Origin of the sequence: Vibrio toranzoniae (assembly GCF_024347655.1) — a bacterium.
Lineage (GTDB): Bacteria > Pseudomonadota > Gammaproteobacteria > Enterobacterales > Vibrionaceae > Vibrio > Vibrio toranzoniae.
On record NZ_AP025514.1, the window covers coordinates 3,025,515 to 3,042,238 of the forward strand.

A 16,724-nucleotide genomic window follows, 5' to 3' on the forward strand; every position below is an offset into this window, starting at 1 on the left:
CGTCTAATTATGACTCTATTTTCCTAAACTGGTTCAATTTCTTTTAGGTGACGCTGCGCAGAGAGCTTCGCAGCCACACTACCAAGCAAGGTTCCAACGATCAAAAGCAGTAAAGACTCATCCCAACTCAGGCCTATTAACCTAAAGTGGCTATCATAAAGCTGCGCTAAATCGTCAACGGCACTGTTCAGCAATACAGTAATCAATGCCGTCATGACCCAAGCGCTAATCGCACCTAATACACCAAACCACATGCCAGCGTACAGGTATGGTCGAAGAATGTAGCTATCGGTCGCACCAATCAGCTTCATGGTTTGAATCTCTTCTTTATGTGCCAACACATTAAATCGCAATGTATTACCAATAATCAGAAATACTGCGCCTAACATCAAGACTGTTAAGGTAATAACAATGACAGCCGCTAAGGCTTTAATAGCATCTAATCTAGCTAGCCAATCTTCGTCTAAACGGACATCGGTCACTAACTCTTGTTCTTTAACGGTACTTGCCAACCCCTTAATTAAGGTATCGCTGTGCACATTTGGTGTAATCACCAACACGCCTGGCAATGAATAATCGTCTAGGACAGTCAGAGCATCTTCAAAACCAGAGTATTGGCTAAGATCTTCAAGCCCTTGCTGTGGAGAAATGTATTCCACCCGGTCAACTTGATCCCAATTTTCTATTTCATCTTTAAGTACCATCACCCTAGGCTCAGGGATACTATCCTCCACATAAGCACTAATTTGTGACGGGCTTGTGACGTCTTGAGCTACTTCACCAACGTTTTTTCCTAACAAATATAAGCAAGCAGGCATTGTCAGCGCCATTGAGATCACCGCTAACGTAAGCAAATTACCCAGCGGACGTTGCCACATTTGTGAGAACGATGACTTGGCTTGCTTCCAGTGAACAACAAAAAATCCGTCACTTGAAGTGCGGGTTTTAGCTCGGTTGGATTGAGGTTTCTTGATACGCTTATTCGCGGCCATAATCTTCAACCTCACTCAAAAAGCCTTGGTTTAACTCCAGGTGACGATATTGAGGGCGAGTATTCACTAACCCGATATCGTGCGTCGCTAGGATAATCGAGACACCCGCGCGGTTGAACTCTTCAAACAATCTCAACACACGATTCGATAACTCAGGATCTAGATTACCTGTTGGCTCATCCGCTAACAGTAGAGTAGGACGATTAACCACGGCGCGAGCAATACCCACGCGTTGTTGTTCACCACCAGAAAGCTGGCTTGGCAAACAACGGGCCTTGTCTAGTAGTCCGGTTTTATCTAGTGCAGCACTGACTCGGCGTTTTACTTCATTTTCAGAAATAGACTCAATACGCATCGGCAGGGCGACGTTATCGAAAATAGAACGATCCATCAGTAGGCGGTGGTCTTGAAAGACAATTCCTATGTTACGACGTAAAAACGGAATATCTTTGGCTGGGATACGAGTGATATCGTGATCGTTAAACCACACACGCCCATCGGTTGGACGTTCTATCGCACATATCAACTTCAGCAAGGTACTTTTACCAGCTCCAGAGTGCCCACCCAAAAAAGCCATCTCTCCACGTTTAAGATGAAAGTCCACTTTTTGGAGCGCTTGTCGTCCGCCTCGGTAGGCTTTACTCACTTGCTGAAATTTGATCACCGAAAATTCCTCTTACGATCACTCATATCAAATTTAAAACGGTAGCCGGTTAAGAATAAACCATCTGCCACACGCGTTATTCTTCACGACTAAATAGTGCTTCAATGAAGTCTTTCGACTCAAATGGACGTAAGTCATCGATACCTTCACCGACACCAATATAACGAATTGGAATCTGGAACTGGTCTGCAATTGAGAAAATCACACCACCTTTCGCCGTACCATCTAGCTTAGTGAGCGTAATCCCCGTTACCGGTGCGACTTCACTGAATAGTTTTGCTTGGCTGATAGCATTCTGACCAGTCCCAGCGTCTAGTGTTAGCATGATTTCATGCGGTGCAGAGTCATCAATCTTCTTCATTACACGAACAATTTTGCGTAGCTCTTCCATCAAGTTGCTCTTGTTCTGCAAACGACCGGCTGTATCAGCAATCACAACATCGACACCACGTGCTTTCGCGGCTTCAATCGCATCGTAGATAACAGACGCGCTGTCCGCACCTGTGTGCTGAGCGATAACCGGCACATCGTTACGCTGCCCCCAAACCTGAAGCTGTTCAACGGCTGCTGCACGGAATGTATCACCCGCCGCTAACATCACTTTCTTGCCTTCACTCTGGAACTGTTTCGCCAGCTTACCGATGGTGGTTGTCTTACCCACCCCATTCACACCGACCATTAAAATAACGTAAGGCGTTTTAGTCGTATCAACAACCAATGGCTGTTCCACTTGGCTTAAGATATCTGCCATCTCTTCTTTGAGCAGACCATAAAGCGCCTCACCGTCTTTTAGGTCATTGCGAGATGCTTTTTCTGTCAGATTTTCAATGATCTTAACGGTGGTATTCATACCCACATCAGCGATCAGAAGTTGCTCTTCTAGCTCTTCAAACAGCTCTTCATCAATTTGCTTGCCTTTGAACAAGCCAAAGAAGCCAGCACCAATGTTTGCTTTAGTACGACTAAGGCTGCGCTTAAGGCGAGCAAAGAAGCTTTCTGTTGGCTTCTCTTGCACTTCTTCAACCTTAGCTTGAGGAGCTACTTCTTCTTCCTGTTCTGCTTCTGCTTCTGCTTCTGCTTCTGCTTCTGCTTCTGCTTCTGCGGGAACAGGTTGCTGCTCTTCTTGAGTATCTTCAAGCGCTTGCTCTGATTCAGCAAGCTTAGATTCAACTATCTTAGATTCCACTGGCTTAGCGACTTCAGTTTCAGGCGCGACCTGCTCAGCCTCGACTGGTGATTCAACTTCAGTTTGCTCTTCAACGTTTTCTACGTTCGCTTCATTCTGCGTTTTTGGGCTTTGTTCTTCTTCACCAAAACCAAGCCACGATAATAATCCGCGCTTCTTTTTTTCCGTCATCCGAGGAGTTCCCTAGATCTACTAATTAACTGTATTGACTTAATGCACGTCGACTCTTTGCTATTGTTATACAATACAATCTTGTACAAACGAATAGTAAAGAAAAATGACAAAGCAGTGATAAGTTTGCTTTTAGCTTGATACACTTTGTCATTGCAAATTTATTTAATACTCGAACCCACTTAAATTGGGCTCGGTATAGTATCACTTTATTAGCGGTCAAAAAATCTATGGTAAGACGTCGCCAGCAAAACACATCACAAAAAAAGCCATCCGGGGGCTTTGTTCGAATTATTAGTGGCTCATGGAGAGGAAGAAAACTGCCTGTTCATGATTTAGAAGGCTTACGCCCAACCATTGACCGAGTAAAAGAAACACTCTTTAACTGGGTTGCACAAGATATCCCACACTCGACGTGCTTGGATGTATTTGCCGGTTCTGGTGGCCTAGGTTTTGAAGCAGCGTCTCGCCAAGCAAAAATGGTGACGCTGCTCGAAATGAATCAAAAGGCCGCCAAGCAGCTTTCTGATAATGCTAAAGAACTCAAAGCAGACAACATCAACGTAGTGAACACTGATGCTATCTCTTTTCTAAAGAAACCTGGAACTCCTTACGATATGGTTTTTCTCGATCCGCCATTTCGTAAAGGCTTACTAGCAGAGACAGTACAACTGCTTGAGAGCAATGGCTGGCTTGCAGATGATGCCATTATTTACGTCGAAACAGAGAAAGAGCTGCAACTCGAAGCTATGCCAGAAAACTGGGAATTGCATCGCGATAAGACGACTGGCCAGTCGAGTTACCGACTGTTCAATCGAACGACTGAAGAATAGGAGTTATTGAATGAATATCTTACTTCCACTAGCAAAAGCAGCCATCGCCTTTGTTTGGTTTGTCTTAATCGTCAATATTTTTCACCCATTCCCGGGTAATGCGGCGATTGCGCTTTATATCATGACAGCGTTCTTGTTCTTCATGCACGGCCTACAGATGCTGATCTTTATCGGTGCTTTTGGCGATAAAATTGAAATGTCGCGTTGGGAAAAATGGTCAATTCTGATTTTTGGAATCTTCGCCTTACTCGATATCCGTCGTAAACACATGATGTAATCGAGCTTAAAGATCAAATTTACACAGCTTACATACAGAAAGCATCCTTACGAAACAGTAGATACAAAAACGCCGCTCAGTTAAGCGGCGTTTTTTATTGAACGATGATAGCAATACTAGCCCATGTAACTCTTCACACCATCCAAGAACATTTGAGTCGAGAGCATAACTAGCAGCAAGCCCATCAAGCGTTCGACAGCTTTAAGACCTCTCTCACCCAGCACTCGTAAAAAGAAGCCATTAAACATAAGAATGAAGAAAGAGGCTCCCCATGCCAGTAGCACAGCAGCAGAAAGCTCTAACATGTTATCAGGGTGCTGTGTAGAAAGCAGAATCAATGCCGCAATCACTGATGGCCCAGCAATCATAGGGATCGCCATAGGTACGATGAACGGTTCCTCACCGGCCGCTAGACCAGTAATGCTGCCAGCACTTGGGAAAATCATCTTAATCGCGATAATAAACAGAATGATACCGCCAGATATACTTAAGGTTTCAGGTTGTACATGCAGGAAGTTCATAATGCTTTGGCCTGCAAACAAAAACAACAGCAAGATGACGAGAGCGAACATTAACTCACGAATAAGAACAATACGACGACGTTTTGGATCGAGATGCTTAAGGATAGAGAGTACGATTGGCAAGTTGCCAAGCGGATCCATAATAAGAAACAGCATGGTGGCTGCAGATAATATTTCCATAAGTTTGTCTCGAAAAACGTAAGTGCGCGGAAGTATAGCAGCCTCAACATTGATTTTCGAACACAGTAGCAAACTCGGTAATTTATACAGCCAGAAGAGTATTTATAGAGATACGTTTACCCTAAATGGTAAGGGAAGCAACAATAAGAGCATGTGCGAGAAAGTAACTGCCTGTTACCCAAAAATAGGCCCCCTTGATTGGGCTACGATAACAATTTAAAGCATACGCCAATGCGGAAATCAGCAATACGCTACAACCAACAAAACCAACCGCATGCGACAGTTGAGGATCCAGCAACCAGACCTCACCAGCAGCCCATGCCAGCTGAATAAGCACCATACCCATGATAACCACAGGAAAGACAAGTTTGTCTAAACGGGGTAATAATAAGAAGAAAGCGACGATACATGCCGCCAATAGCAATGCGAACAACCACCAGACCATTTCTCCCGACAGTTGTAACCAAAATGCTTTGCTGTAACAGAGTTGAGCCACCAAAAAACAAACAAAATACAGAGTACGTTTTTGAGTGAGAGAGTGAAGGACATCGGCAATCGCAGAGACAACCAACCCTGCCACCAACCAATAGGTAAAATCAGCGACGACAGACTGAGTTAAAGCAATGACCGCCAATAATACAAAGGTAAAGACCTTATACGATAAAGCCTGACCGATATGTCCATGTTTCGTTCCTGCTATTGCTCCAATACCAGACAAGGAAACCGCTAACCAACTCCACATACCATTTGCCCTATTGCTTTAAATCGTCGCCAGTCTAGGCACACGAGTGTTGATGTAAAGCCTCAGCCCTTCAAAATTGGATCTTGATTACGCTTCCACTAAAAAGAACCTCTTTAGATTGAAGTCGTAACAATTATCACTACGATCATGATTACTGGTTTAACATTAAAGCGATTTATCGAAAAACCCGCCTAAAAGTACATTACAACCTTCAGCATTCGATTTTGGTCATTTCTAGCCTATCGAAATCATGGTAAACCATCGAGTTTCGCTAATATTCATACTTAAAAAATAAAAACACCCCCATTAAAACCTAATAAATACATGAGATTAGCGTATAAAAAAACAAAATTGACAGACAAATAATAATTAAAGACAAGAGTTAACTCTTAAAGTAAGTAACTTGTTTTTTATCCCCATATTTGTCAGCCGCCTTCAAACTCTTTGTAAAAATTACCACCAAAACCAAGCCAAAAATGAAAAAATAAAACAAAAATCAAACATAGATACAACCAACCCCCATTAATACAGTTTAACAACCTTTAACAATATAAATCACAAAAACCAACCATTAAAAAACAGTAACTTAAAAGCAAACAGAACAAACATGAACCACAACGACCAAAATAAGAACACACCAAAAAACACAGTTAAATATAGAAAAACAAGAGGAAAAGTAACAGTTATCTATCACTTTTAAAGCCTTAGAAAGTAATTATTGATCTAAACCCATAAGTAATGCTATTCTTTAAAACATAGCGAAAGACAACCAAATTTAGGAGTAGTGTTATGATTTCATCTTCGCAAAAGCAAGGACTTGTAATGATCGCGGTAGTTGTAGGCCTCATGACGCTACCGATGATGTACTAAAGCAAGTTACAGATAAAAAAAAGGGACGCTTATAGCGTCCCTTTTTTGTTCAATTTTTCACTTAGAAAACAGGTGCAACTTTAATACATCCCAATTCGCATAATAGAAACCAGCAGCAGCTAAAGTCATTACCATCATAAGTAATATCGCAACTCGCCAAATAAAACGACCACTGCGTGGCGTCAGCTCCTTCTCACACTCGTTACACATCATTATAAATTGATGTTGATCTTCCAATTGAGCATCATGCTCATTCACTACCTTATTACGACATGTTGCGATATAACGCAGCTTGATTATCATATCGTGTGGTAGCCTTTCTTCACAGCTTGTTACAAGCTCATGCAGGCCTTCGCCTTCAGCGTGATAGTGTAGTCTCAATAATTTTTCTATATTGCGAACTCTTGTCACCACTTTTTCAATGTCGGTCATTTTGGCCTCCCGCTCCACACTATAATTCTAGTCGAGCATTTCCTTATTCTTATACAAAATCACTGTTATTTACGAGAGAAAGAGACAATAAATAACAATGCTTTAAACCAAACTGGCTATTAAATGTGAAGTCTACCGAAAAATAATCAGCTTAGCTTACAACAGTTCACGAATAGCGGCTTTCAACACACATATCGATTGCCGAAAGACTAGAATAACCACCTCAACAACATGGAGGTTATATGCCCAATTCACTCTTTTTTTCTATCTTTGCACTCGCAGTTCTAGCGGCTTGGGCATTTCTTGTTTTCTACCGAAAACACATGCAAGGCGAAAATGCACCAGAAAAGAAAGTGAACGTCACGGTACTAGATAAACAGTCCATCGACCTTCCTGACGTAGAACCAGGTCAAGAAGATCAAGAGTACTGGATTTACGTTCAACGAGGTGTCGTTGGTCCGAAACGAGAATTCCAAGTCGGCATCCACTACTTTCACGCGCTTAATCCAGGCGATAAAGGAACCCTAACCTATCAAGGTGATAAATTCTTGCACTTTGCATTGAAACGCTAATCGGAAGCTGTCTCAAACAATTATTTGACTTACTTCTACGGCAATAACCAGCGTGTTTTTTCGGACTTAGATACCAACCAACTCATCCATAAAGCCCCTGCGCCACTAATCACAATCCATAACGGAATAACCCAAGCAGGATGCCCTTGATACCAACCGAACGCTTTCATTGGCCATAAGAAGATAGGGTGCAGCAGATAGATACCCAAACTGTGCTTACTGATAAAACCAACCACTTGATTACTTTTTTCAGATAACCCTTCTCCAAAATAGCGACACAGCATAAACACCATACTTGCTGCCAATACGGTATTCAGCGTCTTGTAAGATAACCAACGGCCAACCGTGTACTCCTTAGCAATTAAGCTCGCATCAACCACCATGTAAACCGTGGTTAACAACGCCAGCGCACCGAGCCCTGCACTCACACCAACGGTGAACTTGTTAAGCGGTATTTTCTTGTACAACAGGTAACCCAATGGCAAGTAGCCAGTGTAAAGCCATAACTCATGACTCCATGGGCCATCAATTCTCAGTAAGAACAATAACGTCGTAAATAGCCACACCGCCGTGAATCCGTAAACAGCTTTGTCGCCATACTTTCTGACCATGATCTGTAAGAAAGGAATCACAAAGTAGAGCGGGATAAAGTAATAGAAGAAACCAAGATGGTAGTAGGTGTAATGGTGATAGCTATTGAGCAACACATCCCAACTTACGTCGGCGTCAAAGCCCAGCGCAGACCAACCAGACAGGTAGGTATAGAAAAGCGACCACACAATGAAAGGTATCAGTACCTTACCTAGGCGGCGCTTGAGGTAGTATTTGGCGTCAAACGGGCGTTGGTCGCTTAGCATCAAGGCGCCGGTTATCAATATAAAGACAGGTACCGCCCAGCGGCTGAATCCATTGACGGTGATTGCTGTTAACCATTCGCCGAAAGGAATGGATCCTAGCTCGTTGCGATAAGGCGCCAAAACATGAATCGCGATAACCGCTACGGCCGCGACACATCGTGCTAAATCAAAAAAGAGAATTCGCTGCTTCATGTAAATGCCTGATTAATATTCAATCATTCTACTATAGCAATAAAAAAGCTGACCGGAATAAATACCAAGTCAGCTTATTGTTAAAGGAGAAGCATATCGCTAATTAATCTTATACGAATGAGCAGTTGCAACTTTCGCTCTTACGAATGAGGCCTATGCGGCAGATGTTTGCGGCACCTTAGGTAAACGCAAAGAAATCACCGTCGTTATCGCTAAGAACACGAACGATACCCACAAACACGCAGACAAACCGGCCATTTGAAATACCAAACCCGACAGAATGGTGCCAATCAAACGGCCCATCGCATTCGCCATATAATAGAAACCAACATCAAGCGACACACCATCGCCTTTCGCATAACTCACAATCAAATATGAGTGTAGTGATGAGTTTACCGCAAAGATAGCGCCAAACACCATCAAGCCACCAATGATAGCTAGTTCTGGTTGCCAGCCTATCTGTACCGCATACGCAATACCAGCCGTCACAATAGCCAATGCACCGGCCCACAATAGCGCAGCATGGCCATCAGGTACCTTGCCTTGCGCTTTACCGGTAATCTTAGGTGCAATGCCCTGTACAAAGCCGTAAGCGATGGTCCAAGCCGCTAAGAAGCCACCCACCCATGAATGGTCCCAACCAAACACGCTGCCTAGATAAATAGGTAGAGCAATCACAAACCACACATCACGAGCACCAAACAGGAACATGCGTGCCGCAGACAGAATGTTGATGGATTCAGATTTAGAAAAAATCTGTTTGAACTTAGGTTTTGTTTTCGCTTTACCCATGTCCGCTTCTAAGCTCACCACACTACCAATGAAAACCAAGGTCAGTACAGCCGCCATCGCCAACACCGCGTATTGGAAGCCAATTGTAGAAAGCAACAAACCACCAATAAAGAACCCTGCACCTTTAAGCGCATTCTTAGATCCGGTCAGAATCGCAATCCACTTATAAAGCGCGCCTTGTTGTTCATCAGGAACCAGAGTCTTAATCGAACTCTTGGCACTCATCTTATTGAGGTCTTTAGCGATACCAGATAAGGCCTGCGCCGCCATTACCCAAGGAATGGTCAACATTGCCGTTGGCACCGCGAGCATCCCCAAGGCCACGACTTGCATCCCTAAGCCGATGTTCATCGTTTTATTAAGTCCAAGACGAGCCCCTAACCAGCCACCGATTAGATTAGTGACCACACCAAAGAATTCATAGAAAAGGAACAGTGAGGCGATCTCTAACGAACTGTAGCCAAGATCGTAAAAATACAGGACCACCAGCATACGGAGTGCACCATCAGTAATGGTGAAGTTCCAGTAGTTGAAAGTCACTAACATGTATTGACGAACGCTCTTACTTAGATTTGAAAACATAATGCTATCTCTACGATCTAAACAAAAAGAGCTTTTAGATCATAGGTGTCCAAAAGCTCTAATTCTTACTTTCCACTTAACTTATACTCAAAATAATTGGAGTTGCAGCCAGGCAACAAGCAAGTTCAGCCCTATGAGCATAGATGTTCTATGTGATTAGGGTGAACTTGCGCAGTTAACAACGCTGCAGGTTCAAGTATGAAGAGCTACGCAGAAGCTACGCCGTTGATATACTCAACCTGGATTGGTTTAGTGAAGGCACCCGGGCGAAGTGACTGTACTTCTTGAACAATCTTGCTCAGATCCCAGCTCTTTTCTAACAACAAGTGTGCGGCCAACAAACCAGTACGGCCTGAGCCGCCCATGCAATGCATCGTAACCTTACCGCCGTTATCCACCACTTGGTGTAACGCAGGGCTAGCCGCTTGCCATTTCGCAGAAAAATCAGCGCCTGGCGCACAATCGTCTTCAATCTCGATCTGGAACCACTGCATGCCTAATGCTTGCGCTTTGTCACCTAGCTCAGAAACATTCTTGCTCGCCAGTTCTTGACTGTCTAAAGCTGTCACAATCGCTTCTACACCTTGCGCTTTAAGTTGAGCCAGAGATGCATCTAGGCCAGCTTCTTTGGTGCCTGGGCACGGAGTAAGCACTAACGCACCAGTTTCTAAATCTAGTTGCCATGTTGGGTGTGTCATTATTTATTCTCCAGATTCTACTATTTCTTAAATACGCAGGCTTATGCGAGACCAACTGTACGTACAAGCTCAGCGGTACGTGTCGCGTAGCCCATCTCGTTGTCGTACCAAGCGTAGATCTTAACCATGCGCTTACCTACCAACATGGTTGATAGTGCATCTACGATAGTTGAACGTTGGTCGCCTTTGTAATCGATAGAAACCAGTGGGCGTTCTTCAAAACCAAGAATGCCTTTCAGTTCGTTCTCAGACGCTTCTTTCAGCATCGCGTTAACTTCTTCTGCTGTTGTGTCTTGCTTCACTTCGAAGATGATGTCTGTCAGAGAAGCGTTCGCTAGTGGTACACGAACCGCGTGGCCGTTGATACGGTTTTCAAGCTCAGGGAAGATCTCAACAATCGCTTTAGCACTGCCCGTAGTTGTCGGGATAAGGCTCATGCCACATGCACGTGCACGACGTAAGTCCTTGTGGGGTGCATCTAGGATAGTTTGCGTGTTGGTTAGATCGTGAATCGTCGTGAAAGACGCATTTTCGATACCAAGCTTCTCGTTGATCACTTTAACCACTGGCGCGATACAGTTTGTTGTACAAGACGCTGCGGTTACGATTTTGTGTACTGCTGGGTCGAAGATGTTGTCGTTCACACCAACAACAATGTTTGCGATGCCTTCTTCTTTCACTGGCGCCGATACCACAACGCGCTTCACGCCCTGCTCTAGGTATTTGTTTAGGAAAGATGTCTTACGGTGAACACCGGTCGCTTCGATAACCACATCACAGCCAGACCAATCGATCGCATCGATGTCGCGCTCTTTAGTGGTTTTGATGCGTTGACCGTTGATGATCATCTCATCGCCTTCAACCGATACTTCGTGGTTCCAACGACCTTGCACTGAGTCGAACTCTAAAAGGTGCGCCAATGTCGCGGTGTCGCCAGCAACGTCATTAATTTGTACAAACTCTAGCTCAGCCCAATCGAATGCTGCGCGAAGTGCTAGACGGCCGATACGGCCAAAACCATTGATACCTACTTTGACTGTCATTTTCTGTTCTCTCAGTTAATTGCTTTCATATTTGAAACTGCAGCGTTGTTGACTGTGTTCACTTACCCTAATCACATAGGACATCTATGCTCATAGGAATAAGTTCACTTGTCGCCTAGCTGCAACTCCAACTATTTCGGCAATAAGTTTTAATGTATTTAAACGCAACATTGAGGGCGTGAAGTCATCGCTTCTAGTCGTTCAATGTCTTGTTGATATTCAGTTTTCAAACAGTTCGATGCGATAAGGTCATCAATTAACTTTAGCATCCAACCCGGTAAATCTTGTGACAAACGGTAAAACACCCACTGTCCTTGGCGAACGTCAGTCAAAATGCCGTTTGAACGCAACTGCGCAAGGTGACGTGAAACCTTTGGCTGACTTTCTTGCAATCCCTGCGTCAACTCACCCACAGATAAGCACTCATTGCGTACTATCAGCATTAAGCAACGCACTCGCGTTTCATCAGACAGTAATTTGAAAAATTGGTGAGGAAGCATAGTTACATACTCATATATGGATATGCATATATACTAGTTATAAAAAAACGCACGTCAAGGCGTGCGTTTCAATTGTCATTAAAGTTTAACAAAGATAAATCAAAGCTGGTTGGTGATCGTATGGCTCCAGCGTCGAGCCTCAGTGAGCTCTGTTTTAACCTGCTCCACGTTCAGCCCTAGATTTGCGCAATGCTCATCGATCTGTTGCCAATCTGCATGTTCAAAACTCTCTTCAAGCGCCAATAATGTGCCATAAGGCCCCTCTCTACGAAGCAGAGCGACTTTGATGCTTTTACATAACGGTAACTGCTCGACAAGGTTCTCTAGCGACAGGTCGAGCAGCGCATCCAACAACGAAAACAAACCAATCATAAAGGCTTGCTCTTGGTGCCCTTCAAATGCTTGGTAGCGAGACATACGCTGGCAAAATTGTGCGCGCTGCAAAGACAAACCGTATAGCTCTTTTGGTTTTTTATCAGAGACATAAGAGGCCACCGCCAACGAAACAAACATTTTCAGCTTATCTTGCCCCAGATAAACCAAGGCCTGACGGAATGAAGAAATGGTAACTTCAAGTCGTGGAGACATGGTGTTCACAAAACGCAACAGCTTATAGGACAAAGCGATATCTTTCGCGACGATGCTTTCGACACGTTGGAAATCAACGTCAGGCTTACACACTTCTTGGAATAGCTCCATGGCAATCACTTGCTCTGGGCTAATGTACTTAGTCTTGATAATTTCTGGCTTACTAAAGAAATAGCCTTGGAAGAACTTAAAACCGGCCTCTTTTGCTTGCTGGAATTCTTGCTCGGTTTCGACTCTTTCTGCAAGAAAGCTAAACTTCTTCCCTTGATGAGCCTTCACCAAATCGCACGCCTCATCCAAACCCATCTGCATAATATCGAGCTTAACAATATGCGTGTACCTGAGAAAACGTTCCCACTCAGGTGTTGAGGTGAAATCATCAAGGGCAATCATATAACCCGCTTGATAGAGCTCTTTAACGGCCTCTAAGAGCTCATCGGTCGGTGTACAGGTTTCAAGAATTTCCACCACGACCTTGTCTTTAGGCAAGCTTAAAGGAAGCCGACGAATCAGGCTCTGGTACGGAAAATTAACAAAGCAACGTGAAGACGGAATCGAAGGGTTGAGTCCAACCGACAAGAAGTTCTCAACAATCAGACGATACGTTGCTCGATTGGACTCAATATGCGCTGGATAGGCATTCCTTTCTCCATCGCGAAACAACAGTTCATAACCAAGCGTGTTCTTATTACGATTTAAGATAGGTTGTCGAGCAACGTACGTAACGGTCATTTATTGATAACTCTAATTGGTTTAACGAGAACTCTATTGCTTTCACTAAGCTTTGGCAGCAGCCAGCAAGGCACCGCAGCCCATGAACATACCACCAAATATTTTATTTATCTTACCCATTATGCGATCTGAACGGATAAAACGCCCCATTTGTGAAGCTAATGAGGTGTAACCCAACATAACAACACTATCAATAAATACCGTCGTAACACCTAACACTAACAGTTGCGGTGCTTGCGGTTGTGTCGGGTCAATAAATTGAGGAAACAGAGCCACCAAAAATACGATAGATTTAGGGTTGGTGAGGTTAATAAGTACCGCATTTCTCAGCAGCTTGCCACTCGATAGGGTAGAGCTCTCTTCAGAAGCCACTAAGCTAGAGCTATCACGCCATTTTTGAATACCTAACCAAACAAGATAAACCACGCCAACCCATTTGATAATGATAAACGCCAATGCAGATTTAGCCACTAATGCACCGATACCCGCCCCCACCAACATGATGTGGAATGCAAGGCCTAGCTGTAAGCCTGCGATCGATGCGAGTGATTTCTTGGTGCCATAACTTAGCCCATTACTGATTGAATTCACAGTGCCGGAGCCCGGAGCCAAGCTAAACAAAATCGCAGTAACGACATAAGCAAGCCAAACATGAGTATCCATTTGCATTTCCTTACTAGTTCTTTAATCTAATAACATTAGTAGCAATAAAGCTCTCACACGTATTAGCTCAGGTAACTTCCCATGGAAAACCACAGTGTCACCCCGTTTTCTTACACGCAAGAACCTCAGTTCGAGCAAGCGATTAGACACCTGATCCCTACCCTTTGGCAACAACGAAAAGAAGGGTATATAACATCATCTGGTAAAAAGAAACTGTATTGGTGTAGCTTAACCTCATCAACACACACCAAAGCCATTGTGATTGCCAATGGTCGTATCGAATGTTGCTTAAAATACCAAGAGCTATTTTATGATCTCTACCAGCAAGGTTATGACGTTTATTCATTTGACCACCAAGGTCAAGGTCAGTCAGAACGAATGGTAACAGACTCTGACATTGGTCACATTCATGAGTTTGATGATTATGTATCCGACATGTCTGACATCATTGACAGTTTTGACCTTAGCAAGTATGACAATCGTTACTTGTTGGCTCACTCAATGGGCAGCACTATTGCTACACGCTACTTGCAAACACACCCCGAACAGCCGTTTGACAAAGTCACCCTGTGCGCTCCGATGTTTGGTATCAATACCGAGTGGTATCTTAAGCCGATCGCGATGGTTGTTGGACAAGTACTCACCGCCTACCATATCAAGCCTGTCTATGCTCCAGGTCAACAAGCGTACAACTCAAAGCCATTTGAAACTAACCTGCTAAGCCACAGTCAGGTACGTTATCAATGGTTCCGAAACTTATATGAAGAGTCTCCCGCATTACAAGTAGGCGGAGCGAGTACCCGTTGGGTATGGCAAGGGTTAATGGCGGCAAAACAGTCAATCCAGCAAACTCGTCAAATCAAAATTCCGTTGCTATTGATTCAGGCTGGGGAAGAGAAGATTGTCAGTAACGATGCTCAAATAAAGTTCATCAATAAGCTAAGAAAAACCAACCCCGTTTGCCAATTAAAGGTCATTGAAGGCTCTAGGCATGAGGTGTTATTTGAACAAGATAAATACCGTAACCAAACTCTGGATGCCATTATTCAGTTTTTTGTTTAGCTCAGCACACCAAGAGAGATTAATTACAACTAAGATAAGCGCTAAAGAGGAAGAGAAGTAAGTGAGCTTTGCCCTCTTTTCTTGCGCAGATTTGGCATACAATTTCTGCATAGAGATATTGTACTTTAGAGGACGCTAGCACTGGCTAGTGTCGATATCAGCTAAACATTTTGCAATGAGGGTTAAATGACTATTCCTGCACTAAAAGATTCCGTGAAAATCGTTGCCTCTGATTTAGATGGTACGCTACTAGCACCTGATCATCAGCTCAGCGATTTTACTAAACAAACACTCACGAAGTTACACGACCAAGGTTATACCTTTATCTTCGCAACAGGTCGCCACCATGTCGATGTGGCAGGTATTCGTGAGATCGCTGGGATTCCGGCCTATATGATCACTTCAAACGGTGCACGTGTGCACGACCAGAATGATCAACTAATGTATAGCCAGAACGTGCCTCAGGAATTAGTACAACCGGTTATTGATATTGTTCGTCAAGATCCAAACATCTTTGTTCACATGTACCAAGATGAAGATTGGCTGCTGGATCGTGAAGATGAGATGCTGGCTAAATTTCACAGTGAGTCTGGCTTTAGCTACAAGCGCTTCGAAGCGGATAACGCACCAAGTGACGGCATTGCGAAAGTCTTCTTCACACACCCAGAGCAAGACCATGAATACCTAGTGACGTTTGAGCAAAAGCTAAGAGATACGTTTGGCGACAAACTGAACATCGCTTTTTCAACGCCTTGGTGTCTAGAAGTGATGGCAGCAGAAGTATCGAAAGGCCATGCGTTAGACGCTGTCGCGAAATCTCTGAACCTGACACTGGATAACTGCATTGCCTTTGGTGATGGCATGAACGATGCTGAGATGCTGGCTATGGCGGGTAAAGGCCTGATCATGGGCACATCGCATGAGAAAGTGATGAAAGCCCTGCCAGACAATGAAGTGATTGGTAGCAACGCAGACGATGCGGTTGCTCACTACTTAGAAAAACACCTACTTTAATCTAGCCTGGTCTAATCGAAGCCATCTGAGTAAATAAAAAAGCAGCCACTGGCTGCTTTTTTGAACCTTACGCTAAAACCTTCCTCTAACGTTAACGAGAACTGAGTACTTCTTTACTTAAAATAGCCCGCCACTCCTGCTCGGTAACAGGCATGATGGACAAGCGATTACCGCGCTTCACCAGCGGCATTTCTGATAGCTCTGGCATGGCTTTCAAGGTTGCTAAAGGAATCAATCGCTCAGTTACTCGCACAAACTCGACATCCACCATAATCCAGCGCGGGTTGTCTGGTGAAGATTTAGGATCGTAGTAATCACTCTCGGGATCGAATTGAAAATGGTCTGGGTAGGCTTCTCTGGTTACTTTCGCGATCCCCGCTACGCCAACTTTTTTACATGATGAATGGTATATCATCACCAGATCTCCAAGTTTGACGTCATCACGCATCATGTTTCGAGCCTGATAGTTGCGTACCCCCTCCCAACAAGAGGTTTTTTGTACCCTAAGAGTTTGAATAGAAAAGGTGTCGGGTTCTGTTTTAAATAACCAATATGCCATAA

At 43.9% G+C, this 16,724-nt stretch carries 19 protein-coding genes; 5 read left to right on the top strand and 14 right to left on the bottom strand.

Features of this window, described 5'->3' with window-relative positions; translation table 11 throughout:
- Positions 1 to 23 precede the first annotated feature (23 nt).
- The 3 genes from ftsX to ftsY all read right to left on the bottom strand — a co-directional run bounded on the left by ftsX (position 24) and on the right by ftsY (position 3,013).
- On the bottom strand, positions 24 to 992 hold the full coding sequence (gene ftsX / locus OCU50_RS13775) for a permease-like cell division protein FtsX (RefSeq protein ID WP_060468832.1): 969 nt from the start codon (positions 990 to 992) through the stop codon (positions 24 to 26).
- Positions 979 to 1,656, bottom strand: coding sequence for a cell division ATP-binding protein FtsE (gene ftsE, locus OCU50_RS13780; RefSeq protein ID WP_017055520.1), 678 nt, complete (start codon positions 1,654 to 1,656; stop codon positions 979 to 981). The genes ftsX and ftsE overlap by 14 nt, the downstream gene beginning before the upstream one ends.
- 76 nt (positions 1,657 to 1,732) lie before the next feature.
- Positions 1,733 to 3,013 carry a signal recognition particle-docking protein FtsY gene (ftsY, locus tag OCU50_RS13785; RefSeq protein WP_060468833.1) on the bottom strand — a complete coding sequence of 427 codons (1,281 nt, stop codon included), beginning with the start codon at positions 3,011 to 3,013 and terminating at the stop codon, positions 1,733 to 1,735.
- A 230-nt stretch (positions 3,014 to 3,243) separates the two neighbouring features.
- Here ftsY and rsmD point away from each other — a divergent pair, with 230 nt between their 5' ends.
- Together rsmD and OCU50_RS13795 are read left to right on the top strand one after the other, a co-directional pair.
- On the top strand, positions 3,244 to 3,846 hold the full coding sequence (rsmD, locus tag OCU50_RS13790; protein ID WP_060468834.1) for a 16S rRNA (guanine(966)-N(2))-methyltransferase RsmD: 603 nt from the start codon (positions 3,244 to 3,246) through the stop codon (positions 3,844 to 3,846).
- A gap of 10 nt (positions 3,847 to 3,856) precedes the next feature.
- A complete protein-coding gene (locus OCU50_RS13795; RefSeq protein ID WP_017055523.1) occupies positions 3,857 to 4,123 on the top strand; it encodes a DUF1145 domain-containing protein in 267 nt (88 codons plus the stop codon).
- Between the two features lie 116 nt (positions 4,124 to 4,239).
- On the opposite strand, the gene OCU50_RS13800 is transcribed toward OCU50_RS13795, so the two are convergent.
- From OCU50_RS13800 to OCU50_RS13810, 3 genes are all read right to left on the bottom strand, one after another.
- Entirely contained in the window at positions 4,240 to 4,824 is a 585-nt protein-coding gene (locus tag OCU50_RS13800; protein WP_029626862.1) for a YhgN family NAAT transporter, read from the bottom strand.
- Positions 4,825 to 4,945: 121 nt separating this feature from the next.
- Positions 4,946 to 5,566 carry a lysoplasmalogenase gene (locus OCU50_RS13805; protein WP_017055525.1) on the bottom strand — a complete coding sequence of 207 codons (621 nt, stop codon included), beginning with the start codon at positions 5,564 to 5,566 and terminating at the stop codon, positions 4,946 to 4,948.
- Between the two features lie 927 nt (positions 5,567 to 6,493).
- Positions 6,494 to 6,868 (bottom strand): hypothetical protein, encoded by a 375-nt coding sequence (locus tag OCU50_RS13810; protein WP_017055526.1) that lies wholly within the window; start codon positions 6,866 to 6,868, stop codon positions 6,494 to 6,496.
- 242 nt (positions 6,869 to 7,110) lie between these two features.
- Between OCU50_RS13810 and OCU50_RS13815 the strand changes: the two genes are divergently transcribed.
- Complete coding sequence (locus tag OCU50_RS13815) at positions 7,111 to 7,440, top strand: DUF2500 domain-containing protein (protein ID WP_017055527.1); 330 nt, start codon at positions 7,111 to 7,113, stop codon at positions 7,438 to 7,440.
- A gap of 35 nt (positions 7,441 to 7,475) precedes the next feature.
- On the opposite strand, the gene OCU50_RS13820 is transcribed toward OCU50_RS13815, so the two are convergent.
- From OCU50_RS13820 to rhtB, 7 genes are all read right to left on the bottom strand, one after another.
- Positions 7,476 to 8,489, bottom strand: coding sequence for an acyltransferase (locus OCU50_RS13820; protein WP_060468835.1), 1,014 nt, complete (start codon positions 8,487 to 8,489; stop codon positions 7,476 to 7,478).
- Between the two features lie 153 nt (positions 8,490 to 8,642).
- Positions 8,643 to 9,863, bottom strand: coding sequence for an organoarsenical effux MFS transporter ArsJ (arsJ, locus tag OCU50_RS13825; protein ID WP_060468836.1), 1,221 nt, complete (start codon positions 9,861 to 9,863; stop codon positions 8,643 to 8,645).
- Positions 9,864 to 10,069: 206 nt separating this feature from the next.
- Positions 10,070 to 10,561 carry a cyclin-dependent kinase inhibitor 3 family protein gene (locus tag OCU50_RS13830; RefSeq protein ID WP_060468837.1) on the bottom strand — a complete coding sequence of 164 codons (492 nt, stop codon included), beginning with the start codon at positions 10,559 to 10,561 and terminating at the stop codon, positions 10,070 to 10,072.
- 41 nt (positions 10,562 to 10,602) lie between these two features.
- The gene (locus tag OCU50_RS13835) at positions 10,603 to 11,604 is read right to left on the bottom strand and encodes an ArsJ-associated glyceraldehyde-3-phosphate dehydrogenase (protein WP_060468838.1); all 1,002 of its coding nucleotides are present in this window, start codon (positions 11,602 to 11,604) and stop codon (positions 10,603 to 10,605) included.
- A 158-nt stretch (positions 11,605 to 11,762) separates the two neighbouring features.
- Positions 11,763 to 12,104 carry a metalloregulator ArsR/SmtB family transcription factor gene (locus OCU50_RS13840; protein ID WP_060468839.1) on the bottom strand — a complete coding sequence of 114 codons (342 nt, stop codon included), beginning with the start codon at positions 12,102 to 12,104 and terminating at the stop codon, positions 11,763 to 11,765.
- A gap of 99 nt (positions 12,105 to 12,203) precedes the next feature.
- Complete coding sequence (locus tag OCU50_RS13845; RefSeq protein WP_060468840.1) at positions 12,204 to 13,424, bottom strand: EAL and HDOD domain-containing protein; 1,221 nt, start codon at positions 13,422 to 13,424, stop codon at positions 12,204 to 12,206.
- Positions 13,425 to 13,469: 45 nt separating this feature from the next.
- The gene (gene rhtB, locus OCU50_RS13850; RefSeq protein WP_046224935.1) at positions 13,470 to 14,087 is read right to left on the bottom strand and encodes a homoserine/homoserine lactone efflux protein; all 618 of its coding nucleotides are present in this window, start codon (positions 14,085 to 14,087) and stop codon (positions 13,470 to 13,472) included.
- Between the two features lie 81 nt (positions 14,088 to 14,168).
- Between rhtB and OCU50_RS13855 the strand changes: the two genes are divergently transcribed.
- Positions 14,169 to 15,149: an alpha/beta fold hydrolase gene (locus OCU50_RS13855; protein ID WP_060468841.1), complete on the top strand. Its 981-nt coding sequence runs from the start codon at positions 14,169 to 14,171 to the stop codon at positions 15,147 to 15,149.
- Between the two features lie 186 nt (positions 15,150 to 15,335).
- Positions 15,336 to 16,163 (top strand): Cof-type HAD-IIB family hydrolase, encoded by an 828-nt coding sequence (locus OCU50_RS13860; RefSeq protein WP_060468842.1) that lies wholly within the window; start codon positions 15,336 to 15,338, stop codon positions 16,161 to 16,163.
- A 91-nt stretch (positions 16,164 to 16,254) separates the two neighbouring features.
- On the opposite strand, the gene OCU50_RS13865 is transcribed toward OCU50_RS13860, so the two are convergent.
- Positions 16,255 to 16,722: an EVE domain-containing protein gene (locus OCU50_RS13865; RefSeq protein ID WP_060468843.1), complete on the bottom strand. Its 468-nt coding sequence runs from the start codon at positions 16,720 to 16,722 to the stop codon at positions 16,255 to 16,257.
- Positions 16,723 to 16,724: the final 2 nt, after the last annotated feature.